The following is a 23732-nucleotide window of genomic DNA, read 5'->3' on the forward strand; positions in this document are numbered from 1 at the left end:
GATGCTCTACCAACTGAGCTAATCACCCACTGTTGTGGTTACTGCTACTTCAGAAATTGGTGGGTCGTGCAGGATTCGAACCTGCGACCAATTGATTAAAAGTCAACTGCTCTACCAACTGAGCTAACGACCCATTTCCCTGCCGCTTTAACATCTTGCAAGATGTCTTGGCAACGGCGGCATATATTACTAATTTATCTTGGCAGCGCAACCTAAATTTTTTACTGATGCGTTCAACTGCTTGTTCTTCACGCGAATGAGCCCAGAAATCGGTCAAATCGACTAACTTCTGGGCTCATTTTTCTGACTGTTAACCGCCTACGCGGCTTTTCGCCTGTTTGGCCGCCGCACTGGTTGGGTACTGTTTAATCACCTGCTGGAACACGGCTTTGGCTTTATCAGCCTGCCCTTTCTCCTGCATGATGATACCCACCTTGTACATGGCGTCCGGCGCCTTCGGTGATTTCGCGTAATTCTTCACCACCACCGCAAAATAGTAGGCCGCGTCGTCTTTTTTACCCTTGTTGTAGAACAACTGGCCCAGCCAATAGTTGGCGTTGGGCTGGTAGGTAGACTTCGGGTACTGTTTTACGAAGGACTGAAAGGCGGAAATCGCCTGGTCATACTGTTTTTTTTCCAGCGCCAGAGAAACAGCGGCGTTGTAGTCGCTGTTCTCATCACCGCCGCTCGGCGTTGCAGAAGCGGCTGCAAGCGCGCTGCTGCCCGCATCGGAAGATGCGCCTGCGGCTGCCCCGCCGGCAGCGCCCGCTGCCGCAGAGGCGCTCTGAGCGCCGCCCTGGCTTAGGCTATCCATCTGTTGATAGATTTGCTTCTGGCGTTCAACGACCTGATTCAACTGATACTGGCTTTCCTGGATTTGCCCACGGAGAGAATCAATGTCGCGTTGATTGTCAGAGAGTTGTTGCTGGAGTTGGTTTAAAAGCTGGCCTTGAGCATTGCTGATGCGCTCAAGCGAGGTGACGCGGTCTTCGACCGAGCCGGAGCCGACATTACTGATTGGCGCTTGGGCAGTAGCGGCCCAAGGGGCCGCTACGCCAACCAGTAACGACAGACTCAACAGGTGACGTCTGAAGTTACTGTTCATGCGATTCTCTTAGTAAACCAGAACGGCACGACGGTTTTTAGCATAAGCCGCTTCGTCGTGGCCCAGTACTGCTGGTTTTTCTTTACCGTAAGAAACGATAGAGATCTGGTCAGCGGAAACGCCTTTACCCTGCAGGTACATTTTAACGGCGTTAGCACGACGCTCACCCAGAGCGATGTTGTATTCCGGCGTGCCGCGTTCGTCAGCGTGGCCTTCAACGGTCACTTTGTAAGACGGGTTGTTACGCAGGAATGCAGCGTGCGCGTCCAGCATCTGAGCGAATTCGGAGCTTACGTCATACTTGTCCAGGCCGAAGTAAACGATGTTGTTCTTCTGCAGTTCTTGCATCTGCAGACGAGCTTGTTCTTCGGAAGACAGGTTGCTGCTGCCGTTTTCCATACCAGTGCCGGCGCCAGCGCCCATACCAGATTGGTCGTTGTTCGCGCTTTTGTTAGAACTACAAGCTGCTACAGCCAGAACTGGCAGTGCCAGCAGAAGCCCTTTCAGCACTTTGTTCAGTTGCATTTCTTTGATCCTTTTATAGTTTGCCATACATATTTACACATGCATCACAGATACGGCGACCAGGCAGGGAATTTGACCTGTCCATCAGTTGCCGGAAGACGCGCTTTGAAACGCCCATCAGTTGACACCAACTGCAGCACGGAGCCCATACCTTGCGTGGAGCTATAGATCACCATGGTGCCGTTTGGCGCAATACTAGGCGTTTCATCCAGGAAGGTGCCGGTCAAAACCTGAACGGCGCCTGATCCAAGATCTTGTTTGGCGATGTGTTGTGCACCACTGTTGGTGCTGACCATCACCAGGAATTTACCATCGGAGCTGACTTCAGAATCCTGGTTCTGAGAGCCTTCCCACGTCAGACGCTGTGCGGCACCGCCGCTGGCGCTGATTTTATAAATCTGCGGACGCCCGCCCTGGTCGGAGGTAAACGCCAGAGACTGGCCATCCGGGAACCAGGTCGGTTCGGTGTTGTTGTTGCGGCCATCGGTCAGCTGCGTGATCTGGCCGGAGCCGAGGTTCATCACGTACAGGTTCAGGCTGCCGCTCTTGGACAGCGCGAAGGCCAGCTTGCTGCCGTCCGGCGAGAACGCCGGCGCACCGTTGTGGCGCGGGAACGAGGCGATCTGGCGGATAGCACCGTTAGCCAGGGTCTGTACCACCAGCGCGGAACGGCCGCTTTCGAAGGTTACGTAAGCCAGTTTGCTGCCGTCCGGCGACCAGGCCGGTGACATCAGCGGCTCAGGCGAACGGTGCACCGTGAATTGGTTGTAACCGTCGTAATCCGCTACGCGCAGCTCATACGGGAATTTCCCGCCGTTGGTCTGCACGACGTAGGCGATACGGGTACGGAACGCGCCCTTGATGCCGGTCAGCTTTTCGAACACTTCGTCGCTGGCGGTATGGGCAGAATAACGCAACCACTGTTTGGTTACTTTATACTGGTTCTGCGCCAGTACGGTGCCCGGCGAACCCGAGGTATCCACCAGCTGGTAGGAGATCAGGTAGCTGCCGTCGGCGCCAGGTTGAACCTGGCCGACAACCACGGCGTCGATGCCCAGCGCAGTCCAGGCCGCCGGCGTCACTTCAGACGCGGAGGTCGGTTGCTGCGGCATGCGCGCCACGTCGATCGGGTTGAATTTGCCGCTGTTGCGCAGATCCGCGCCGACAATCTTGCCGATATCTTCCGGCGGCGTGCCTGGGCCCGCCCATTTAAACGGCACCACGCCAATCGGACGAGCGGAGTCGACCCCTTGGGTGATTTCAATGCGAACTTCCGCGTGCAGCACGGACGCCCACAGAATTAAAAAACCTAGCGCTACTCGAAATGCCTGCTTCATCTCATCTCCCTTATCCAGGCGGGATGCCTGCGATAAATTAGCAGAATTTTAACAAACCAACTTACGTAAAACTACATAATCCCTGTTGGTTACCTTAGTACATCCCTGTGATATTACTCAGCTCAAACAACCATTATTGCGGCTTGAACGTAAGGGGAGCATTCTTAAACACCTCATACACCGCCAGAGAAGTCATTACCGAGGATTAAAATCAATTGGTGCATTTTTAAATGCCTCGTAAACCTCTTTACTTGGTGGTTTAGGCATTTTCGCCTGCCGAGCTGCCGCTGCAGCTGCTTGGCAAAGTGCAGGATCGCCACCCTCCACTTTCACACCAATCACGAGACCATCAGGGGCCATATTGATTCTCAACGTACAAGTACGTCCCTTGTATGAGTCCCAATCATAGAACTTGTTCTGCACCGCAATTTTTATCTGGTTACCGTAGCTGGCCAAATCCGCCCCGCTGGCGCCTGCCGCCTTGGCATTGCCCTGCCCGGCCGGTTTACCGTCGCCCTTCGATTTGGCACCGCCGCCTTTCGGCGCGTTCTTGCCATCCGCCAAGCCGCCAAACAGATCGCTAACTTCCTCCGATTGTTTCGCAGCCTCGGCGGCGGCCTTCTTCTTGGCGTCCGCAGCGGCTTTTTTGGCGGCAGCGGCTTTCTCGGCCGCCGCTTTCTTCTCTGCCTCGGCGGCAGCCTTCTTCTCGGCTTCCGCTGCGGCTTTTTTCTCGGCTTCAGCAGCCGCTTTCTTCTCTGCGGCCTCTGCAGCTTTCTTTTCTGCCGCGGCGGCGGCGGCTTTCTTCGCCTCTTCCGCCTGTTTCTTGGCGGCGGCGGCAGCGGCCGCTTCTTTCTTGGCTTCCGCTTCGGCTTTCTTCTGCGCGTCCGCCTGCGCCTTGGCGACCTTGTCCGCTTCGGCCTTCGCCTTGGCGGCGGCGGCTTCGGCGACCTTCTGTTGCTCTTGGGCCTTCGCAGCGGCGGCTTCCGCCGCTTTTTGCTGCTCGGCGGCCTGCTTCTGCTGCTCCGCCGCCTTCTGCTGTTGCTCAGCCTGCGCCTTGGCGTTCTGCGCGGCTTTCTCCTGCGCCGCCAAACGCTCTTTCTCCAGCTCCTTCAGGCGCTGTTGCTGCTCCGCCTGCTTCTGCTGAAGCTCTTCGGCCTGTTGCTCCGCCTTTTTCTGGCGCTGCTTCTCGGCACGCTGCGCATCGTTGCTCTGCTGCTGCTGGCGGTTGTATTGCTCCACCACCGCGCCAGGATCGACCATCACTGCGCCCACCACGGTGCCATCACCGCCACCGCCGGCGCCCATGTCGACCTTTTCCTGCAGCGATCCCCAAATCAGCAGGGCAATCAATATGAAGTGCAGAACGACCGAAACAATAACGGCGCGGTTCAGCTTATCGTTTTGCTCAGTTGCCTTTACCAAAATAGATTCCCAAAAACTGGTGTTGCTTATACGGGGTTCCTGGGCCGCAGCGCAGGAACCGGGTTGCCGTTCGCCTTACGGTCAGATCGGCTGGGTCATCAGCCCCACGGAAGCCACGCCCGCCTGATGGAGAATATTCAATGCCTTGATAATCTCATCGTAAGGGACTTCCTTCGCACCGCCGATCAAAAAGACCGTTTTCGGGTTAGCCGCCAAACGCGACTTGGCTTCGGCCGCGACTTGCTCAGGCGGCAGCAGCTCCATACGGTTGTGATCCACCACCAGGGTGTATTGACCTACGCCGGAAACCTCGAGGATCACCGGCGGATTGTCATCGCTGGACACCGTTTTGGAATCGGTGGCGTCCGGCAGGTCAACCTCCACGCTCTGCGTGATGATTGGCGCGGTTGCCATAAAGATCAGCAGCAGCACCAGCAACACGTCGAGCAGCGGAACGATGTTAATTTCGGACTTCAGCTCGCGCCGACTACGTCCACGTACTCTCGCCATGCTACCTCCTACTTATTTGCTGTCGCTGGAGAAGGCCTGACGATGCAGAATAGCGGTGAACTCTTCCATAAAGTTGTCGTAATTCTGCTCAAGCTTGTTGACGCGCTGGTTGAGACGGTTATAGGCCATTACCGCCGGGATGGCGGCGAACAGACCGATCGCGGTGGCGATCAGCGCTTCGGCGATACCCGGCGCCACCATCTGCAGCGTGGCTTGCTTCACCGCGCCCAGCGCGATAAAGGCGTGCATGATCCCCCACACGGTGCCGAACAGGCCGATGTACGGGCTGATCGAACCGACGGTGCCGAGGAACGGAATATGGGTTTCCAGCGTTTCCAGCTCGCGGTTCATCGAAATGCGCATCGCGCGCGACGCCCCTTCGATCACCGACTCCGGCGCATGGTTGTTGGCGCGGTGCAGGCGGGCGAACTCTTTGAACCCGGAATGGAAGATCTGCTCGGAACCGGTCAGGCTATCGCGACGCGCCTGACTTTCCTGGTACAGACGGGAAAGCTCGATACCGGACCAGAATTTGTCTTCAAAGGCTTCGGCGTCACGCGTCGCCGCATTGAGGATGCGGGTGCGCTGAATGATGATCGCCCAAGAGGCTACCGAGAAGCATATCAAAATCAACATGATAAGCTTAACCAGCAGGCTCGCCTTCAAGAATAAATCTAGGATGTTCATGTCAGTCACTGCTTAAACTCCGCGACAATAGACTTAGGAAGCGCTCTTGGCTTCATTTGGTGTGGATCAATACAGGCAATCAGGACATCTGCCTGGCTCAGTAGGGCCCCGTCAGAATTGACAATGCGTTGAGCAAACGTGAGAGAAGCCCCGCGCAGACAGGTGATTTCGCTCTGGACCTCCAGTTGCTCGTCGAGACGAGCCGGAGCCAGATAATCCACCGTCATGCGCCGGACGACAAAAGCGACTTGTTCACTGAGCAGCTGCTGTTGATGAAAGTTGTGCTGACGCAGCATCTCTGTGCGCGCTCTTTCAAAAAAGGCGACGTAGCGGGCGTGATAGACCACACCACTGGCATCGGTATCCTCGTAGTAAACGCGAACCGGCCATCGAAACAACGTATTACTCACTCTACTTCCCAGCAATGCAATTTAACGCTGCTACTATACGCAAGACGGATCGGGTTGGGAATGGGTTACAAGATGGGAATGAAAATAATTATGGGCCGTGAGGGCCCATAACGTGGGGACATCAGGGAGATTATAAAGAAACGTAAAGTAATCCTGCGCACAGGATCACAATTGCGGGAAGTGGCGCGAAAAAGGCGCGCCAGATGCTGCGCTGCGGGCGGAATCCGAAACCGTGGATCACCCCGGCGCACACCGCCCAAATCAGCAACAGCCCTTCCCAAATCTCCAGCGAGCTGGTTTTGGCGGCGAAACGCGTCGGATCCCAGAACACGCACCCCGCCAAAATCAACGCCAGCACCAGGGAAAGGGCCCGGATCGGGCCCTTGTCAGTGACAGCGTACAGCTTGTCAATCACGGACGAGCTCATCACTTACCGTCTTGCTGAGCTTTGGTCGCTTCGCTCTGCTCAAGCGCCAGCGCCGTGATGATGCCGAAGGCGCAGGCAAGAAGCGTTCCGAGAATCCAGGCAAAATACCACATGGTTTAGCTCCTTATCCTTAGTACAGCGAATGCTTGTTGTTTTCGATGTAGTTCTTGTCGAGGCGACCGAACATTTTGTAATACGACCAGCTGGTGTACGCCAAAACGATAGGCACGAAGATCGCCGCCACGACGGTCATCACTTTCAGCGTCAACAGGCTCGACGTCGCGTCCCACATGGTCAGGCTGACGTTAGGCACGGTGCTGGACGGCATCACGAACGGGAACATGGTGACCCCGGCGGTGAGGATGACGCAGGCGATGGTCAGCGACGAGGTGACGAACGCCAGCGCGCCTTTCTCCAGACGCGAGAACAGGATGGTGAACAACGGCAGCACCACGCCCAGCGCAGGCAACGCCCACAGCAGCGGATACTTGTTGAAGTTGATCAACCAGGCACCGGCCTGATGCGCCACTTCTTTACGCATCGGGTTGGATTCCGCCAGGGTGTCCAGCGCCGACGTCACGACGAAGCCGTCGATGCCTTTCACCAGCCATACGCCCGCCAGCAGGAAACACACCGCCATGATCAGCGTCGCGATCTGCGCCGCAGCACGTGAACGCAGGTGGATCTCGCCGGTGGTGCGCATTTGCAGGTAGGTCGCACCCTGGGTAACCAGCATGGTCAGGCTGACCACGCCCGCCAACAGACCGAACGGATTCAGCAGTTGGAAGAAGTTGCCGGTGTAGAACAGGCGCATGTACTCGTCCATGTGGAACGGCACGCCCTGCAGCAGGTTGCCGAACGCCACGCCGAATACCACGGCAGGCACGAAGGAGCCGATGAAGATGCCCCAGTCCCACATGTTGCGCCAGCGGCTGCTCTCCAGCTTGGAGCGGTAGTCGAAACCGACCGGGCGGAAGAACAAGGCGGCCAGCACCAGGATCATGGCGACGTAGAAGCCCGAGAAGGCCGCTGCGTAGACCATCGGCCAGGCGGCGAACAGCGCGCCGCCGGCGGTGATCAGCCACACCTGGTTACCGTCCCAGTGCGGGGCGATGGAGTTGATCATCACCCGGCGTTCGGTATCGGTTTTCCCGATGATGCGCACCAGAATGCCGACGCCCATATCGAAACCGTCGGTGACGGCGAAGCCGATCAGCAGTACGCCAACCAGGACCCACCAAATAAATCGCAGTACTTCATAGTCAAACATACGTGGACTCCTGTTTAGCGCGCTTCCTGCACGGCGGCAGTCGGTTGTTCAAAGTGATAGCGGCCGGTTTTCAGGCTGCTTGGACCCAGACGCGCAAACTTGAACATCAGGTACAATTCAGCCACCAGGAACAGGGTGTACAAGCCGCAGATCAGCCCCATCGAGAACAGAATGTCGCCCGCGGTCAGCGAAGAGTTGGCGACCGCCGTCGGCAGCACCTCACCAATCGCCCACGGTTGACGGCCGTATTCCGCCACGAACCAACCGGACTCGATCGCGATCCAAGGCAGCGGCAAACCGTACAGCGCCGCGCGGTGCAGCCATTTTTTCTGGCCGATGCGGCCGCGGATCACGTTCCAGAACGACAGGCCGATGATCAACAGCATGATCACGCCACAGGCCACCATGATGCGGAAGGCGAAGTACAGCGGGGCCACGCGCGGAATGGAGTCCTTGGTCGCCAGCTGGATCTGCGCTTCCGTCGCGTCGGTGACGTTCGGGGTATAGCGCTTCAGCAGCATGCCGTAGCCCAGGTCTTGCTTGGTTTTGTTGAATTCGGCGCGCACCGCAGGATCGGTGTTGCCGCCGCGCAGCTCTTCCAGCAGCTGGTAGGCTTTCATGCCGTTGCGGATACGCACTTCATGCTGCGCCATCAGATCTTTCAGGCCGGTGACCTGAGTGTCCGTGGAGCGGGTGGCGATCAGGCCAAGCGCATACGGGATCTGAATAGAGAAGGAGTTTTCCATCTTGTCCTGATCGGGAATGCCGAACAGGGTGAAGGACGCCGGTGCCGGCTGGGTGTCCCATTCCGCTTCGATAGCGGCCAGTTTGGTTTTCTGCACGTCGCCCATTTCGTAGCCGGATTCATCACCCAGAACGATAACGGACAGAATGGCAGCCATACCGAAGCTGGCAGCGATGGCGAAGGAGCGCTTGGCGAAGGCGATGTCGCGGCCTTTCAGCAGGTAGTAGGAGCTGATGCCCAGAACGAACATCGCGCCACAGGTGTAGCCGGAAGCCACGGTGTGAACGAATTTCACCTGTGCAACCGGGTTAAGCACCAGTTCGGAGAAGCTGACCATCTCCATGCGCATGGTTTCGAAGTTGAAATCCGAAGCGATCGGGTTCTGCATCCAGCCGTTAGCGACCAGGATCCACAGCGCGGACAGGTTGGAGCCGAGGGCCACGAACCAGGTTACCGCCATGTGCTGCACCTTGCTCAGACGATCCCAGCCGAAGAAGAACAGGCCGACCAGCGTCGATTCAAGGAAGAACGCCATCAGACCTTCGATAGCCAGAGGGGCCCCGAAGATATCGCCGACGTAGTGAGAGAAATACGACCAGTTAGTCCCGAACTGGAACTCCATGGTCAAACCGGTGGCCACACCCAGAGCAAAGTTAATCGCAAATAACTTTCCCCAGAATTTGGTCATGTCTTTATAGATTTGTTTGCCAGACAGGACATATACCGTTTCCATAATTGCCAGCAAGAACGCCATACCGAGCGTTAATGGGACAAATAAGAAATGGTACATCGCCGTTAAAGCAAACTGTAAGCGCGACAGTTCGACAATATCAAACATCTTGACTCCTTGCTCCTCGCAGGAAGACTCCGACACGCGGTTATCGGCACGCTTCTTTCAAAGCCGCCAGTAACGCCCCGCAGTGAATGCCCTTAAACACAACAAATTTGATCCAGCTTCTCCGCTTTCAACCGCACACTCGGCCAATAGCCCCACGGGCCGCCGACAAGCACGCCACTGAAAACCGACAACGGGTAACAAATGCAACAAGATCAACCATCCATAATCACAACATGGATGATACTCGCCCAATCCCACACAATAAATAGGTTTTTACGTGACGTGGGTTAGACTTTTGGTTACAGGTCAAATCTTAGCCGAAAGAGGTACTTCGGGCTAATTTGATCTGAGACAATTTAAGCCTATCCGCATCTTATTTCCATATTCATCAGCACATTTCGCATAATTTTCTTAGGGGTATGTTGCGCAATGGTTTAATTGTTTTTTAATGATATTTTTGTGTTAAATAAATGTAATTTAAAAGAGCCACCATTGTATTATTACGCGCTTATTATGCGACATAATTAACCTTTTATTTCCAATAAGCCGTGACAGTGATAGCAGTCACAAAACAACAAATCTCTCTCCAATATTAGTCTATTTCTCGCGATAGGATCGTAAAGGTTGCTATTTTGTAGCAAAATGACCACTTATGTTAAAATTGCATTGAGTGACAATAACTTATGAAAAAAATCATCTTTGCCTCTGTCTTGGGACTCTCGGGAAACGTCATGGCCGCCGAAACGGTAAATATCACCCTGCTGGGCACCTCCGATCTGCACGGCACCTTCGTGCCCTGGGACTACGCCAGCGACACGGAAAATCTGGCGGGCAGCCTGAGCCAGATAGCCACTCAGGTCAAAAAGGTACGGGCCGAGCAGCCCAACCTGATCCTGGTGGACGCCGGCGACACCATTCAAGGCAACTTCGTCGAAACCTTCAAGCATGAGGCCGTCAGCCCGATGATGCTGGGCCTCAACGCGCTCAATTACGATGTCTGGGTGATGGGCAACCACGAGTTCGACTTCGGCCTGCCGGTGCTGGCTACCCCGCTCAAGCAGTTCAAGGGCGCGGCGCTGGCGGGTAACATCGTCTGGGACAACGGCAATCCCTATCTGCCCGCCTACACCATCGTCGAACGCCAGGGCGTGAAGATCGGCATTATCGGCATGGACACGCCGATGACCGCGGAATTCGCCAAGGGCACCGATCGCATCAAAGGGCTGAACTTCACCGATCCGGTGCAGGCGGTGAAACAGGTCATCAGGCAAATCGACGGCCAGGTCGACGCCATCGTGCTGGTGGCGCATATGGGCATCGACAACGAAAATCAGCGCCCCGGCACCGGCGTGGCCGACATCGCCAACGCCAACCCGGAGCTGGCGGCGATCGTCGCCGGCCATATGCATGTGAAGATCGACAAAGCGGTGGTTAACGGCGTCATCATCACCGAGCCGGATAAATACGGCCGCGCGCTGTCGCGCATCGATCTGCAGTTTGAACGCCGCGACGGCAAATTCACGCTGATCGACAAAAACAGCTACACCTACTCCATCAAGGGGATGACGCCGGACAGCGCCATGCAAGCGCTCTACCAGCCGTACCATGACATTCTGCGCGCCAATGCCAACCGGGTCGTGGCGAAACTGAGCGGCAGCGATCTGGTGCCCGCCGACGAATTCCGCGGCATTCCCCAGGTACACGTGCAGGATACCGGCATCAGCGCGCTGTTCCAGCAGGCCGCCCGCCACTATGCGCCGCTGGCGCAGGTGATCGCCCTGCAGATCGACAACGATCGCGCCAAGCTGGACGTCGGCGACATCAAGGCCAAGGATATCGCCTTTAACTACCAATACGCCGGCGGCGAGATCACCGTGTATCAGCTCAACGGCAAAGCGCTTAAACGCTACATGGAATGGTCCGCCGACTATTTCAATCAGCTGCAGCCGGGCGATGTCACCTACAGCTTTAACCCGGCGCGGCGATCGTCCAAATATTCCACCAATGATTTCTTCGACGGCGTCACTTACACCATCGACCTGCGCCAACCCGCCGGCTCGCGCATCGTCGATCTGCGCCTGACGGACGGCACGCCGGTCACCGACGATATGCCGATCCGCCTGGGCATGAACAGTTACCGTATGGGCCACCTGACGCAAAAGGGTGGCGCGCTGGAGGGGCAATCCTTCCCGGTGCTGTTCGACAGCAAAGCGCAATACGGTGAAGAAGAAGGCACCATTCGCCACCTGACTCTGCGCTACCTGACGGAGGTGAAACACGGCCACTATCAGGGCGTGCCGCCGCAGCGCTGGAAGCTGATCGGCATGGAGGGTTACGAACCGCAGCGGGCGATCGTCAAACGGCTGCTCAATGAGGGCGTTATCCAGGTACCGACCACCGACGACGGCCGCTACACCAACGTCGCCTCGATCAACGTCAAAGACGCGCTGTTCCGCAACGCCGACGATTACCGCGCCGCCCTCACCTCGCTGGAGCAACAGCGCCAGGCCGCTACGGATCCGGTGCAACAGCGCCGCCTGCAGGATCGGATCGCACTGATCAAGGCGATCAACCACTTCTGATCTGCGACCATAAAAAAGGCCACCCAATGGGTGGCCAAACATGTCGAGATATTGTTATTTCGTACTAAATTCTTAGCGCTTCAGCACCGCTTTTACCGCGTCACCGATGTCCGCCAGGCTGCGAACGGTTTTCACGCCCGCGGCTTCCAGCGCAGCGAACTTCTCGTCCGCCGTGCCTTTGCCGCCTGCGATGATGGCGCCCGCGTGGCCCATACGCTTGCCTTTCGGCGCGGTCACGCCGGCGATGTAGCCGACAACCGGTTTGGTGACGTGTTCTTTGATGTACGCTGCCGCTTCTTCTTCAGCGCTGCCGCCGATCTCACCGATCATCACGATCGCTTCGGTCTGCGGATCCTGCTGGAACATCTTCAGGATATCGATGAAGTTGGAACCCGGGATCGGGTCGCCGCCGATGCCCACGCAGGTGGACTGGCCCAGACCGGCATCGGTGGTTTGTTTCACCGCTTCATAGGTCAGGGTGCCGGAGCGGGAAACGATGCCCACTTTGCCCGGCAGGTGGATGTGGCCAGGCATGATGCCGATTTTGCACTCACCTGGGGTGATCACGCCAGGGCAGTTCGGCCCGATCATGCGCACGCCGGCTTCGTCCAGCTTCACTTTCACGGTCAGCATGTCCAGGGTCGGGATGCCTTCGGTGATGGTGATGATCAGTTTGATGCCGGCATCGATCGCTTCCAGGATCGAGTCTTTGCAGAACGGCGCTGGAACGTAGATCACAGAGGCCGTCGCGCCGGTCGCTTCAACCGCTTCGCGCACGGTGTTGAACACCGGCAGGCCCAGGTGCTGAGTGCCGCCTTTGCCCGGGGTTACGCCGCCAACCATTTTGGTGCCGTAAGCGATAGCTTGTTCGGAGTGGAAAGTCCCCTGGCTACCGGTGAAGCCCTGGCAAATTACTTTGGTGTTCTTATCGATTAAAATGGACATTATTTACCCTCCACTGCTGCAACAACTTGCTGAGCCGCATCAGTCAGGCTGGTCGCAGCAATGATATTCAGGCCGCTGTCCGCCAGTTTCTTGGCGCCCAGTTCGGCGTTGTTCCCTTCCAAGCGCACCACCACCGGGACGTTAACGCCCACTTCGGCCACTGCGCCGATGATGCCGTCGGCGATCAGATCGCAACGCACGATACCACCGAAGATGTTAACCAGAACCGCTTTCACCTTGTCGTCAGACAGGATGATTTTGAACGCTTCGGTCACGCGCTCTTTGGTCGCGCCGCCGCCAACGTCCAGGAAGTTGGCCGGTTCGCCGCCGTGCAGTTTAACGATGTCCATGGTACCCATCGCCAGACCGGCGCCGTTAACCATGCAGCCGATGTTGCCGTCGAGGGCAACGTAGTTCAGTTCCCACTGAGCCGCACGGGATTCGCGCTCGTCTTCCTGGGAAGGGTCACGCATTTCACGCAGTTCAGGCTGACGGAACAGAGCGTTGCCGTCGGCGCCCAGTTTACCGTCCAGGCATACCAGATCGCCCTGCTTGGTGATCACCAGCGGGTTGATCTCAACCATCGCCAGGTCGCGCTCCAGGAACAGCGTCGCCAGACCCATGAAGATCTTGGCGAACTGGCTGACTTGCTTACCGGTCAGGCCCAGTTTGAAGGCCAGTTCACGGCCCTGATAAGGCTGTGGACCCGCCAGCGGATCGATGGTCATTTTGTGGATCAGTTCAGGGGTTTCTTCCGCCACTTTCTCGATTTCCACGCCGCCTTCGGTAGACGCCATGAACACGATGCGACGGGTCGCGCGGTCTACGACGGCGCCCAGATACAGTTCCTTATCGATGTCGGTCGCCGCTTCAACCAGGATCTGGTTAACCGGCTGGCCCAGCGCGTCAGTCTGGTAAGTCACCAGACGCTTGCCCAACCAGGCTTCCGCGAAAGCACGGATATCTTCTTTGCTGTTGACGACTTTAACGCCGCCCGCTTTACCGCGGCCGCCAGCATGAACCTGACATTTCACCACCCACGGGCCGGAGCCGATTTTGGATGCGGCTTCTTCTGCTTCACGCGGAGTGGTACAGGCGTAACCGGTTGGTGCCGGCATGCCATACCGAGCAAACAGCTGTTTTGCCTGATATTCGTGTAAATTCATGATGTTCTATCCATTCAGTTCTGAAGGTTTTTAGCCGGACCATTATTACGCGGTAAACCGCATGGTTTTCCGGCCACATAGCACAGAGTGCGGGCGCGGCATGCCGCGCCCGGCAAGGGTTACTAGACGTCCAGCAGCAGACGAGCCGGATCTTCCAGCATCTCTTTGACCGTCACCAGATAACCGACGGATTCTTTACCGTCGATCAGGCGGTGGTCATAAGACAGCGCCAGATACATCATCGGCTGGATCACCACCTGACCATTGACCGCCATTGGGCGATCTTTAATGGCATGCATGCCCAGGATGGCGCTCTGCGGCGGGTTGATGATCGGGGTGGACATCAGGGAGCCGAATACGCCGCCGTTGGTAATGGTGAAGTTACCGCCGGTCAGCTCTTCCACGGTCAGTTTGCCGTCGCGGCCCTTAACGGCCAGCTCTTTGATTTTCTTCTCGATGTCAGCCATGCTCATGGCGTCCACATCGCGCAGTACCGGCGTCACCAGGCCGCGCGGGGTAGAAACCGCGATGCTGATGTCGAAGTAGTTGTGGTAAACCACGTCGGAACCGTCGATCGACGCGTTCACTTCCGGGAAGCGCTTCAGCGCTTCAACCACCGCCTTGATGTAGAAGGACATGAAGCCCAGACGCACGCCGTGACGCTTCTCGAAGGCTTCGCCGTACTGCTTGCGCAGGTCCATGATTGGCTGCATGTTGATTTCGTTGAAGGTGGTCAGCATCGCGGTGCTGTTCTTCGCTTCCAGCAGACGCTCGGCGACGCGTTTGCGCAGGCGAGTCATCGGCACGCGTTTTTCGCTGCGACCGGCCAGAGCAGGCTGCGGTGCGGCTTCAGCGGCGGCGGCCGGTTTGGCAGCGGCGCCGCCTTTGGCCAGGTGCGCTTCCACGTCTTCACGCGTGATGCGGCCACCCACGCCGGTGCCTTTGATGGCGCCGGCATCGAGATCGTGTTCGGCGATCAGGCGACGAATCGCCGGGCTGAGCGCGTCATTGCTTTCTTCTTCCAGGCTCGCGGTAGCGCGCTGGGCAGGCGTGGCTTCTTTCTCTTGGCTCTTCTCAGCGGTCGGCTTGCCGGAGCTGTCGCCCGGACGGATGCGGCCGAGCAGCTGGCGAGACAGCACGGTCGCGCCCTCTTCTTCCACGATAGCATCGAGAATGCCCGCTTCACTGGCCGGCACTTCCAACACGACTTTGTCGGTTTCGATTTCAACCAAGACTTCATCACGCTGCACGCTGTCGCCCGGTTTTTTGTGCCAGGTGGCTACGGTCGCATCAGCAACCGATTCAGGAAGGTCAGGAACCAGAATATCTACGCTACTCATTTAGCTTTCCCTTAAGTTTTTTATCATCTGCTTGCCGGCCCCTCGGCCGGCAAGCGAGCGAACATTAGTCAATATTCAGCGCGTCGTTCACCAGAGCCTGCTGCTGCTTCTGGTGTACGGACATATAGCCCACCGCCGGAGAAGCGGAGGCCGGACGTCCTGCGTAACGTAAAGAAGCCCCGAACGGTACCACTTCACGGAAGTTGTGTTGGCTGCAGTACCAGGCGCCCTGGTTCAGCGGCTCTTCCTGACACCAGACGAAGTCATGCACGTGCGAGTATTGCTCCAGCACGGCCTGCACGGCCTGATGCGGGAACGGATACAGCTGCTCGATACGCACGATGGCCACGTCTTTCTGCTCGTTCTTGCGACGCTGTTCCAGCAGGTCATAGTAGACCTTGCCGGAGCACAGCACGACGCGCTTGACCGCTTTCGGATCCAAGTCGTCGATCTCGCCGATCGCCGGCAGGAAGGTGCCGTTGGCCAGTTCGTCCAGCGAAGAAATCGCCAGCGGGTGACGCAGCAGTGACTTCGGCGACATCACCACCAGCGGACGGCGCATACCGCGCAGCGCCTGACGACGCAGCATATGGTAAACCTGCGCCGGCGTGGACGGGACGCACACCTGCATGTTCTGCTCTGCGCACAGCTGCAGATAGCGTTCCAGACGCGCGGAAGAGTGCTCTGGGCCCTGGCCTTCATAGCCGTGCGGCAGCAGCATCACCAGGCCGCACATACGGCCCCATTTTTGCTCGCCGGAGCTGATGAACTGGTCGATAACGACCTGCGCGCCGTTGGCGAAGTCGCCGAACTGCGCTTCCCAGATGGTCAGCGTGCGCGGTTCCGCTGTCGCGTAGCCGTATTCGAACGCCAGCACCGCTTCTTCGGACAGCACGGAGTCCCAGACCTTGAATTCGCCCTGGCCGCTGTGGATGTTCGCCAGCGGAACGTAGACAGAACCGTTTTTCTGGTTGTGCACCACCGCGTGACGGTGGAAGAAGGTACCGCGGCCGGCGTCTTCGCCGGAGATGCGGATTGGAATGCCTTCATCCGCCATGGTGGCGTAGGCCAGCGTTTCGGCGGCGCCCCAGTCGAACGGTTTGTTGCCCGCTGCCATCTCGGCGCGGTCCGCGTAGATTTTCGCCACGCGCGACTGCATTTCGATCGCTTCCGGCACGGTGCTGATGCGGCGTGCCAGCTCCTGCAGGCGCTTCATCTCAACCTTGCTCGGGTACTCTTCGTCCCACTCGTGGTTCAGGTACGGAGACCAGGTGAAGGAATGCAGGTTCATCGGACGCCACTCTTCAACCACGCAATCGCCGCGGTCGAGCGCGTCACGGTACAGGTTGACCATTTCCGTGGCATCTTCCAAGCTGGCCACTTTCTGCTCGGTCAGAACGTCAGCGTAGATTTTGCGCGGCGTAGGGTGTTTCTTGATCTTCTGATACATCACCGGCTGGGTGGCGCTCGGCTCGTCGGCCTCGTTGTGCCCATGGCGACGGTAGCAGACCAGATCGATCATCACGTCACGCTTAAAGGTGTTACGGAAATCCAACGCCAGGCGGGTGACGAAGGCCACGGCCTCCGGATCGTCCGCGTTAACGTGGAAGATCGGCGACTGAACCATTTTGGCGATGTCGGTGCAGTATTCGGTAGAGCGCGCATCCAGCGGGTTGGAGGTGGTGAAACCAACCTGGTTGTTGATGACGATGCGCACGGTGCCGCCCACTTCGTAGCCGCGAGCCTGAGACATGTTCAGGGTTTCCTGAACCACACCCTGGCCGGTGATGGCGGCGTCGCCGTGGATGGTGATCGGCAGCACCATGTTGCTGCGCGCTTCGTCCAGACGATCGCGACGGGCGCGAACCGAACCCATGACCACCGGGCTGACGATCTCCAGGTGCGACGGGTTGAACGCCAGCGCCAGGTGAACCATGCCGCCTTCGGTTTCCACGTCGGAAGAGAAGCCCTGGTGATATTTCACGTCACCGGTGCCGAGGTGTTCTTTATGCTTGCCGGCGAATTCGTCGAACAGATCGGCCGGCTTTTTGCCCAGCACGTTGATCAGCACGTTCAGACGGCCGCGGTGGGCCATGCCCAACACCACTTCGCGCGTGCCGTTCTTACCGGCGTGGCGCACCATCTCTTTCAGCATCGGCACCAGCGCGTCGCCGCCTTCCAGCGAGAAGCGCTTAGCGCCCGGGAATTTGGCGCCCAGGTAACGTTCCAGGCCTTCCGCCGCGGTCAGCTCGTTCAGGAAACGGCGTTTTTCGTCGGCGGTAAAGCTGGCGCGCCCCACCACCGACTCGATGCGCTGTTGGATCCAGCGTTTCTCTTCGGTGTTGGTGATGTGCATGTACTCAGCACCGATCGACCCGCAATAGGTCTGCTTCAGCGCGGCGTACAGATCGCCCAGCTTCATGGTTTCTTTGCCGATGGCGAAAGAGCCCACGTTGAAGGTTTCCTGGAAATCGGCTTCGGTCAGGTTGTGGTAAGCGGGATCAAGGTCAGGAACTTGCTCGCGCTGCCACAGGCCGAGCGGATCGAGGTTGGCATGCTGATGCCCGCGGAAGCGGAAGGCGTTGATCAGCTGCAGTACCTTGACCTGTTTGGCGTCGGTTTCCGGATCGGTGATGGTGGTGTTATAGCGCGCGGAGTCTTTCGCCAGGCGGCGGAAGTAATCGCGCGTTTGAGAGTGAAGCTGATCGGGTTTGACACCCGCGGTTGGTAGCTGTTGAAAAATGGAACGCCAGCTATCTTCAACGGAACCCGGATCGGTTAAGAAGTCTTCATAGAGCTGCTCTATGTAAGACTGGTTCGCGCCCGCCAGATAGGAGGAATCCAGCCAGGCCTTCATTGCGCCGTTCTGCATCATGATCCCTTAAGCTTTGAAGCTTTAGTTTTCGCCGTGGTTAACATAATTACCGTGATGAATACGGTTTGCCGTAAAACGGTTCACTCGACGTACTTGCGGCCATGACGGCCCGATACGTTCTGTTATGGACCTTGCGGTCCCTTACAAGGAACCTCTAAAAACCGGCGGAAGAACCAGGCTGCATAGCGCCGCAGCCGCGGGTCAGTTTTTAGAGGTTCCCTCCCCTATGGGATGTGCGCCGGAAAAGAGCCCGGCGCAGCATCTCATTCCGTTTATGCGCCGCGTTGCAGCAGCATGGACTTGATATGCCCGATCGCACGCGTCGGGTTCAAGCCTTTAGGACATACACTGACACAATTCATAATGCTATGGCAGCGGAAAACACTAAAAGCGTCGTCCAGATCATCTAAACGTTCTTGCGTTTCCGTGTCACGGCTGTCGATCAGGAAGCGATATGCCGCCAACAGACCGGCAGGCCCGATGAACTTGTCCGGGTTCCACCAGAACGATGGGCAAGAGGTCGAGCAGCAGGCGCACAGAATGCACTCGTACAGACCGTCCAGCTTGGCGCGCTGCTCCGGCGACTGCAGGTGCTCGCGCGCCGGCGGGTTCTTGCCGTCGTTCAACAGGTATGGCTTGATCTTTTCATACTGGGTGTAGAACTGGCCCATATCCACCACCAGATCGCGCACCACCGGCAGGCCCGGCAGCGGACGGATCACGATCTTGCCGCTGCCTTTGCGCAGCGACGAAATCGGGGTGATGCACGCCAGGCCGTTTTTACCGTTCATGTTCAGGCCATCGGAACCGCAGACGCCTTCGCGGCATGAGCGACGGAACGACAGGGTCGGGTCTTTTTCTTTCAGCTGGATCAACGCATCCAGCAGCATCATGTCACGACCTTCTTCCGCTTCCAGGGTGTAGTCCTGCATGTGCGGTGCGTCATCGACATCCGGGTTGTAGCGATAAATGGAAAATTCGAGTTTCATCTGTCGATCTCCGCAATTAGTAAGAACGCACTTTCGGCGGGAATGCCGGGCGCAGCTTCGGTTGCATGTTCACTTCACGACGCGTCATGCTTTCCGATTGCGGCAGATACAGCGAATGGCACAGCCAGTTGGCGTCATCGCGTTCCGGGTAGTCGAAGCGGCTGTGTGCGCCACGGCTCTCGGTACGGAAGTTGGCCGACACGGCGGTGGAATACGCGGTCTCCATCAGGTTATCCAACTCCAGGCACTCGATGCGCTGGGTGTTGAACTCGCTGGAGGTATCGTCCAGGCGTGCGTTCTTCAGACGTTCACGGATCACTTTCAGTTCTTCCAGGCCCTTGGCCATCGCATCGCCTTCGCGGAATACCGAGAAGTTGTGCTGCATGCAAGACTGCAGCGCCTTGCGAATTTCGACCGGGTCTTCGCCGGAACGGGTGTTGTTCCAACGGTTCAGACGATCCAGCGAGGCTTCCACGTCGGAGTCGCTGGCGTCACGGCTCACGCCCTGCTCTTCCAGCGATTCCTGCAGGTGCATGCCGGCGGAACGGCCGAACACCACCAGGTCGAGCAGCGAGTTGCCGCCCAAGCGGTTGGCGCCGTGCACCGATACGCAGGCTATTTCGCCCACGGCGAACAGCCCCGGGATCACCACGTCTTCGCCTTTCTCGTTCACGGTCAATGCCTGGCCGGTCACCTTGGTCGGAATACCGCCCATCATATAGTGACAGGTTGGGATAACCGGGATCGGCTCTTTCACCGGATCGACGTGCGCGAAGGTGCGGGACAGTTCCAGAATGCCCGGCAGACGGGATTCCAGCACCTCTTTACCCAGGTGATCCAGCTTCAGCTTGGCGTGTGGGCCCCAAGGACCGTCGCAGCCGCGGCCTTCGCGGATTTCGATCATGATCGAACGGGCAACCACGTCGCGGCCCGCCAGATCTTTGGCGTTCGGCGCATAACGCTCCATGAAGCGCTCGCCGTGTTTGTTCAGTAGGTAACCGCCTTCGCCGCGGCAGCCTTCGGTCACCAGCACGCCCGCGCCGGCGATGCCGGTCGGGTGGAACTGCCACATTTCCATGTCCTGCACCGGCACGCCGGCGCGCAGCGCCATGCCGACACCGTCGCCGGTGTTGATGTGGGCGTTGGTGGTGGACTGGTAAATACGGCCTGCGCCGCCAGTCGCCAGCACGGTGGCCTTGGCTTTGAAGTAAACCACTTCACCGGTTTCGATGCAGATAGCCGTAGTGCCGACCACCGCGCCGTCCTGGTTTTTCACCAGATCGAGCGCATACCACTCGGAGAAGATGGTGGTGTGGTTTTTCAGGTTCTGTTGGTACAGGGTGTGCAGCAGCGCGTGGCCGGTACGGTCGGCTGCGGCTGCGGTACGCGCCGCCTGCTCGCCACCGAAGTTCAGCGACTGGCCGCCGAACGGGCGCTGGTAGATGCGGCCGTCGTCCAGACGAGAGAACGGCAGGCCCATGTGTTCCAGTTCCAGAATCGCTTCCGGGCCGGTTTTACACATATATTCGATGGCGTCCTGGTCACCGATATAGTCGGAACCTTTCACCGTGTCGTACATATGCCATTCCCAGTTGTCCTCGTGGCTGTTGCCCAGCGCGACGGTGATGCCGCCCTGTGCGGACACGGTATGGGAACGGGTCGGGAAAACTTTGGACAGCAGGGCACAGGTCGAGCCCGCTTGGGAAATTTGCAGCGCGGCACGCATGCCTGCACCGCCGGCGCCGATTACGACGGCATCAAACTCTCTGACTGGCAGTTTCATTTAAGCCCCCCACACTACGATTGTTCCGTACAGTAAATAGACCAGCAACGCGACCACGACAGCCAGCTGCAACACCAGGCGAACCGCCAGCGGCTTGACGTAGTCCGTCAGCACCTGCCACAGCCCGATCCAGGCGTGCACCAGAATCGACAGCAAGGTCAGCAGAGTGAACACTTTCGTAATGGAAGTGGCGAAGAAACCGCGCCAGATGTCATAAGTGAGTTCCGGAGCCGTGACGAAGAAGCCCAGGATATACAGGACGTACAGGGTGATGATGATAGCGGAAGCGCGCAGCAGCAGCCAATCGTGCACGCCGTTGCGCCCTAATGCAGAAACGTTGTTTACCATACGAGGACTCCAGCCAGAACTGACAGCACGACGGTCAGACCGATCGCCACCTGGGCGGAACGGGTACCGGCGGCCAAACTCTCTTCGATGTAGCCAAAATCCATTAACAAGTGACGGATGCCACCGCAAATGTGATAGGCCAGCGCCGTGAGGATGCCCCAGAATATGAATTTGACGATGAAGCTATTCATGATGGCGGCCGCCTGCAGGAACCCCTCTTGGGAAGAGAGTGACAGGCCCAGCAGCCAGAGGAGGATACCCACGGCAACGAAGGTAATTACGCCAGAGACTCGGTGTAAGATAGACGCTATCGCAGTTACGGGGAACCGGATCGTTTGCAGATCCAAGTTGACAGGTCGTTGTTTTTTCACGTATTTGCCCACACAGCTCTTATTATTTTCCTTCCTCCGGGCCTGGGCGGGGATCAGACAGCGTTAAGAGCCTAAAACCCTTACACGTCACGCGCTCAAACATCAACATCCTCTGTGCTCAAACGGCGCGCATTTATAACGCTGGGTGCTCCTACTTCAGGGTAATCCGGAGACCTGGCGGCAGTATAGGAGGATCACATTCTGATTACAATTCTCATACAACCGCTTTGATAACATTTCCCCCGAACAGTGATTCAGATCACGGATTTCACAATTAGTGCAAAATTAATTATCTGATTTGACAAGAGATCAACATTTCCATTACATATAGGGGCACAAACGGTCCTATGATGCGCTATGGGTCAGCAGATACACTTCCCCCCGGGTTCGAGTTATGCAACAGTGTATTTGACGAACCTATCCCAATAGCCGTTGTTTCCCGCTCGATTTTGCCGGCGTCAAAAAGCAAATAAAGCAAATAAAAACAGATTATTGGGATAGGTTCACATCTCTTCGAACAGCTCATAGGTAAGATTAACAGACTATAACGAATTACTATGAATCGTTAACAACTGGTCACCCGTCTCGTTCGCCTGGTCAGCACTCTGTACCCTACCCGCGCACAGTTGCGCAGTCGCTCACAGAGTTAGCGTCCGCACCATTTTTTTGCGGGCAACCTGCAGAGATTTAAGGTATTTCAGTTGTTAGTGGTTTTTAAAATAAGGCGCTAAGGAGACAGTAAATGACTGATAAGAAAGCGACGCTAACCATTAACGACAGCGAAGCTCCGATCGAACTGGGCGTATTGACACCGACACTGGGCCCTGATGTCCTCGATGTCCGCGCTCTGGGTTCCAAAGGTTATTTCACATTTGATCCCGGCTTTACCTCCACCGCTTCTTGCGAATCCAAGATTACCTTCATCGACGGCGACAAAGGCGTGCTGCTGCACCGCGGCTTCCCTATCGAGCAGCTGGCGAAAGAATCTTCCTACCTGGAAGTGTGCTACATCCTGCTGTACGGCGAGACCCCAACGCCGGAAGAGTTCGAGACCTTCAAGACCACCGTCACCCGCCACACCATGATTCACGACCAGATCACCCATCTGTTCCGTGGTTTCCGTCGCGACTCGCACCCGATGGCGGTGCTGTGCGGTGTGACCGGCGCGCTGGCGGCGTTCTACCACGATGCGCTGGACGTCAACAACGAGCGTCACCGTGAAATCACCGCGTTCCGTCTGCTGTCCAAAATGCCGACCGTGGCCGCGATGTGCTACAAATATTCCCTGGGCCAGCCGTTCGTTTACCCACGCAACGATCTGTCCTATGCCGGCAACTTCCTGCACATGATGTTCGCCACTCCGTGCGAAGAGTACGTGGTGAACCCGGTGCTGGAACGCGCCATGGACCGCATTCTGATCCTGCACGCCGACCATGAGCAGAACGCCTCTACCTCTACCGTGCGCACCGCCGGCTCTTCCGGCGCCAACCCGTTCGCCTGCATCGCGGCCGGTATCGCCTCCCTGTGGGGACCGGCGCACGGCGGCGCCAACGAAGCGGCGCTGAAAATGCTGGAAGAGATCAAGACCGTCGAGCACATTCCAGAATTCATCAAGCGCGCCAAGGACAAGAACGACTCCTTCCGCCTGATGGGCTTCGGCCACCGCGTGTACAAGAACTACGATCCGCGCGCTACCGTGATGCGCGAAACCTGTCACGAAGTGCTGAAAGAGCTGAACAAGAAGGACGACAACCTGCTGCAGGTCGCGATGGAGCTGGAACACATCGCGCTGAACGACCCGTACTTCATCGAGAAGAAACTGTACCCGAACGTCGACTTCTACTCCGGCATCATCCTGAAGGCGATGGGCATTCCTTCTTCCATGTTCACCGTGATCTTCGCCATCGCGCGCACCATCGGCTGGATCGCCCACTGGAACGAAATGCACGACGAAGGCATCAAAATTGCCCGTCCGCGTCAGCTGTACACCGGCTATGCCGAGCGTGATTTCAAATCCCAGCTGAAAAACAAGTAAGCCGCTTTCCCGGCTGAAACCG

The 23732-nt window shown here is 57.5% G+C and carries 21 protein-coding genes and 1 tRNA gene; 2 read left to right on the forward strand and 20 right to left on the reverse strand.

Features of this window, described 5'->3' with window-relative positions:
- Nucleotides 1-57: 57 nt before the first annotated feature.
- The 12 genes from HMPREF3138_RS22860 to cydA form a co-directional block, all read right to left on the reverse strand.
- A tRNA-Lys gene (locus tag HMPREF3138_RS22860) sits at nt 58-133 on the reverse strand.
- 177 nt (nt 134-310) lie between these two features.
- Nucleotides 311-1105 carry a cell division protein CpoB gene (cpoB, locus tag HMPREF3138_RS22865; RefSeq protein WP_038877542.1) on the reverse strand — a complete coding sequence of 265 codons (795 nt, stop codon included), beginning with the start codon at nt 1103-1105 and terminating at the stop codon, nt 311-313.
- Nucleotides 1106-1114: 9 nt separating this feature from the next.
- Nucleotides 1115-1630, reverse strand: a complete 516-nt coding sequence (gene pal, locus HMPREF3138_RS22870; RefSeq protein WP_004939853.1) for a peptidoglycan-associated lipoprotein Pal — start codon at nt 1628-1630, stop codon at nt 1115-1117.
- Between the two features lie 44 nt (nt 1631-1674).
- Nucleotides 1675-2967, reverse strand: coding sequence for a Tol-Pal system beta propeller repeat protein TolB (gene tolB, locus HMPREF3138_RS22875; protein WP_004939856.1), 1293 nt, complete (start codon nt 2965-2967; stop codon nt 1675-1677).
- A 195-nt stretch (nt 2968-3162) separates the two neighbouring features.
- The gene (gene tolA, locus HMPREF3138_RS22880; protein WP_038877540.1) at nt 3163-4389 is read right to left on the reverse strand and encodes a cell envelope integrity protein TolA; all 1227 of its coding nucleotides are present in this window, start codon (nt 4387-4389) and stop codon (nt 3163-3165) included.
- An 81-nt stretch (nt 4390-4470) separates the two neighbouring features.
- Nucleotides 4471-4899 (reverse strand): colicin uptake protein TolR, encoded by a 429-nt coding sequence (tolR, locus tag HMPREF3138_RS22885; RefSeq protein WP_004939859.1) that lies wholly within the window; start codon nt 4897-4899, stop codon nt 4471-4473.
- 12 nt (nt 4900-4911) lie between these two features.
- A complete protein-coding gene (tolQ, locus tag HMPREF3138_RS22890) occupies nt 4912-5595 on the reverse strand; it encodes a Tol-Pal system protein TolQ (RefSeq protein WP_004939862.1) in 684 nt (227 codons plus the stop codon).
- On the reverse strand, nt 5592-5996 hold the full coding sequence (ybgC, locus tag HMPREF3138_RS22895; protein WP_025160034.1) for a tol-pal system-associated acyl-CoA thioesterase: 405 nt from the start codon (nt 5994-5996) through the stop codon (nt 5592-5594). Before ybgC ends, tolQ begins: the two co-directional genes overlap by 4 nt.
- Before the next feature lie 130 nt (nt 5997-6126).
- On the reverse strand, nt 6127-6423 hold the full coding sequence (gene ybgE / locus HMPREF3138_RS22900) for a cyd operon protein YbgE (RefSeq protein ID WP_038877538.1): 297 nt from the start codon (nt 6421-6423) through the stop codon (nt 6127-6129).
- On the reverse strand, nt 6423-6536 hold the full coding sequence (gene cydX / locus HMPREF3138_RS22905; protein WP_004939868.1) for a cytochrome bd-I oxidase subunit CydX: 114 nt from the start codon (nt 6534-6536) through the stop codon (nt 6423-6425). Before cydX ends, ybgE begins: the two co-directional genes overlap by 1 nt.
- Before the next feature lie 17 nt (nt 6537-6553).
- Entirely contained in the window at nt 6554-7693 is a 1140-nt protein-coding gene (gene cydB, locus HMPREF3138_RS22910) for a cytochrome d ubiquinol oxidase subunit II (protein WP_019454033.1), read from the reverse strand.
- A gap of 14 nt (nt 7694-7707) precedes the next feature.
- Nucleotides 7708-9276, reverse strand: a complete 1569-nt coding sequence (gene cydA / locus HMPREF3138_RS22915) for a cytochrome ubiquinol oxidase subunit I (RefSeq protein WP_019454034.1) — start codon at nt 9274-9276, stop codon at nt 7708-7710.
- 683 nt (nt 9277-9959) lie between these two features.
- Here cydA and HMPREF3138_RS22920 point away from each other — a divergent pair.
- Nucleotides 9960-11858 (forward strand): bifunctional metallophosphatase/5'-nucleotidase, encoded by a 1899-nt coding sequence (locus tag HMPREF3138_RS22920; protein ID WP_038877536.1) that lies wholly within the window; start codon nt 9960-9962, stop codon nt 11856-11858.
- Nucleotides 11859-11930: 72 nt separating this feature from the next.
- On the opposite strand, the gene sucD is transcribed toward HMPREF3138_RS22920, so the two are convergent.
- The 8 genes from sucD to sdhC all read right to left on the reverse strand — a co-directional run bounded on the left by sucD (nt 11931) and on the right by sdhC (nt 21687).
- Complete coding sequence (gene sucD / locus HMPREF3138_RS22925) at nt 11931-12803, reverse strand: succinate--CoA ligase subunit alpha (RefSeq protein WP_004939878.1); 873 nt, start codon at nt 12801-12803, stop codon at nt 11931-11933.
- Complete coding sequence (sucC, locus tag HMPREF3138_RS22930) at nt 12803-13969, reverse strand: ADP-forming succinate--CoA ligase subunit beta (protein ID WP_015376978.1); 1167 nt, start codon at nt 13967-13969, stop codon at nt 12803-12805. The genes sucD and sucC overlap by 1 nt, the downstream gene beginning before the upstream one ends.
- A 122-nt stretch (nt 13970-14091) precedes the next feature.
- Nucleotides 14092-15309, reverse strand: coding sequence for a 2-oxoglutarate dehydrogenase complex dihydrolipoyllysine-residue succinyltransferase (gene odhB / locus HMPREF3138_RS22935; RefSeq protein ID WP_033637469.1), 1218 nt, complete (start codon nt 15307-15309; stop codon nt 14092-14094).
- A 64-nt stretch (nt 15310-15373) separates the two neighbouring features.
- Nucleotides 15374-18181 carry a 2-oxoglutarate dehydrogenase E1 component gene (sucA, locus tag HMPREF3138_RS22940; protein WP_025301881.1) on the reverse strand — a complete coding sequence of 936 codons (2808 nt, stop codon included), beginning with the start codon at nt 18179-18181 and terminating at the stop codon, nt 15374-15376.
- A 275-nt stretch (nt 18182-18456) separates the two neighbouring features.
- Nucleotides 18457-19173, reverse strand: a complete 717-nt coding sequence (locus HMPREF3138_RS22945) for a succinate dehydrogenase iron-sulfur subunit (protein ID WP_038877532.1) — start codon at nt 19171-19173, stop codon at nt 18457-18459.
- 16 nt (nt 19174-19189) lie between these two features.
- Entirely contained in the window at nt 19190-20956 is a 1767-nt protein-coding gene (gene sdhA, locus HMPREF3138_RS22950; protein ID WP_015376974.1) for a succinate dehydrogenase flavoprotein subunit, read from the reverse strand.
- Nucleotides 20957-21304 carry a succinate dehydrogenase membrane anchor subunit gene (gene sdhD / locus HMPREF3138_RS22955; RefSeq protein ID WP_004939891.1) on the reverse strand — a complete coding sequence of 116 codons (348 nt, stop codon included), beginning with the start codon at nt 21302-21304 and terminating at the stop codon, nt 20957-20959.
- A complete protein-coding gene (gene sdhC / locus HMPREF3138_RS22960; protein ID WP_004939893.1) occupies nt 21298-21687 on the reverse strand; it encodes a succinate dehydrogenase cytochrome b556 subunit in 390 nt (129 codons plus the stop codon). Before sdhC ends, sdhD begins: the two co-directional genes overlap by 7 nt.
- A 730-nt stretch (nt 21688-22417) precedes the next feature.
- Here sdhC and HMPREF3138_RS22965 point away from each other — a divergent pair.
- The gene (locus tag HMPREF3138_RS22965) at nt 22418-23710 is read left to right on the forward strand and encodes a citrate synthase (RefSeq protein ID WP_016928730.1); all 1293 of its coding nucleotides are present in this window, start codon (nt 22418-22420) and stop codon (nt 23708-23710) included.
- Nucleotides 23711-23732 lie beyond the last annotated feature (22 nt).

Source organism: Serratia sp. HMSC15F11, assembly GCF_001808215.1.
GTDB lineage: Bacteria > Pseudomonadota > Gammaproteobacteria > Enterobacterales > Enterobacteriaceae > Serratia > Serratia nevei.

Bases quoted from the DNA above. Each gene is read 5' to 3' on its own strand.
- cpoB (WP_038877542.1), bottom strand. From the start codon at position 1,105: ATGAACAGTAACTTCAGACGTCACCTGTTGAGTCTGTCGTTACTGGTT.
- pal (WP_004939853.1), bottom strand. From the start codon at position 1,630: ATGCAACTGAACAAAGTGCTGAAAGGGCTTCTGCTGGCACTGCCAGTT.
- tolB (WP_004939856.1), bottom strand. From the start codon at position 2,967: ATGAAGCAGGCATTTCGAGTAGCGCTAGGTTTTTTAATTCTGTGGGCG.
- tolR (WP_004939859.1), bottom strand. From the start codon at position 4,899: ATGGCGAGAGTACGTGGACGTAGTCGGCGCGAGCTGAAGTCCGAAATT.
- ybgE (WP_038877538.1), bottom strand. From the start codon at position 6,423: ATGAGCTCGTCCGTGATTGACAAGCTGTACGCTGTCACTGACAAGGGC.
- cydX (WP_004939868.1), bottom strand. From the start codon at position 6,536: ATGTGGTATTTTGCCTGGATTCTCGGAACGCTTCTTGCCTGCGCCTTC.
- cydB (WP_019454033.1), bottom strand. From the start codon at position 7,693: ATGTTTGACTATGAAGTACTGCGATTTATTTGGTGGGTCCTGGTTGGC.
- cydA (WP_019454034.1), bottom strand. From the start codon at position 9,276: ATGTTTGATATTGTCGAACTGTCGCGCTTACAGTTTGCTTTAACGGCG.
- HMPREF3138_RS22920 (WP_038877536.1), top strand. From the start codon at position 9,960: ATGAAAAAAATCATCTTTGCCTCTGTCTTGGGACTCTCGGGAAACGTC.
- sucD (WP_004939878.1), bottom strand. From the start codon at position 12,803: ATGTCCATTTTAATCGATAAGAACACCAAAGTAATTTGCCAGGGCTTC.
- sucC (WP_015376978.1), bottom strand. From the start codon at position 13,969: ATGAATTTACACGAATATCAGGCAAAACAGCTGTTTGCTCGGTATGGC.
- odhB (WP_033637469.1), bottom strand. From the start codon at position 15,309: ATGAGTAGCGTAGATATTCTGGTTCCTGACCTTCCTGAATCGGTTGCT.
- sucA (WP_025301881.1), bottom strand. From the start codon at position 18,181: ATGCAGAACGGCGCAATGAAGGCCTGGCTGGATTCCTCCTATCTGGCG.
- HMPREF3138_RS22945 (WP_038877532.1), bottom strand. From the start codon at position 19,173: ATGAAACTCGAATTTTCCATTTATCGCTACAACCCGGATGTCGATGAC.
- sdhA (WP_015376974.1), bottom strand. From the start codon at position 20,956: ATGAAACTGCCAGTCAGAGAGTTTGATGCCGTCGTAATCGGCGCCGGC.
- sdhD (WP_004939891.1), bottom strand. From the start codon at position 21,304: ATGGTAAACAACGTTTCTGCATTAGGGCGCAACGGCGTGCACGATTGG.
- HMPREF3138_RS22965 (WP_016928730.1), top strand. From the start codon at position 22,418: ATGACTGATAAGAAAGCGACGCTAACCATTAACGACAGCGAAGCTCCG.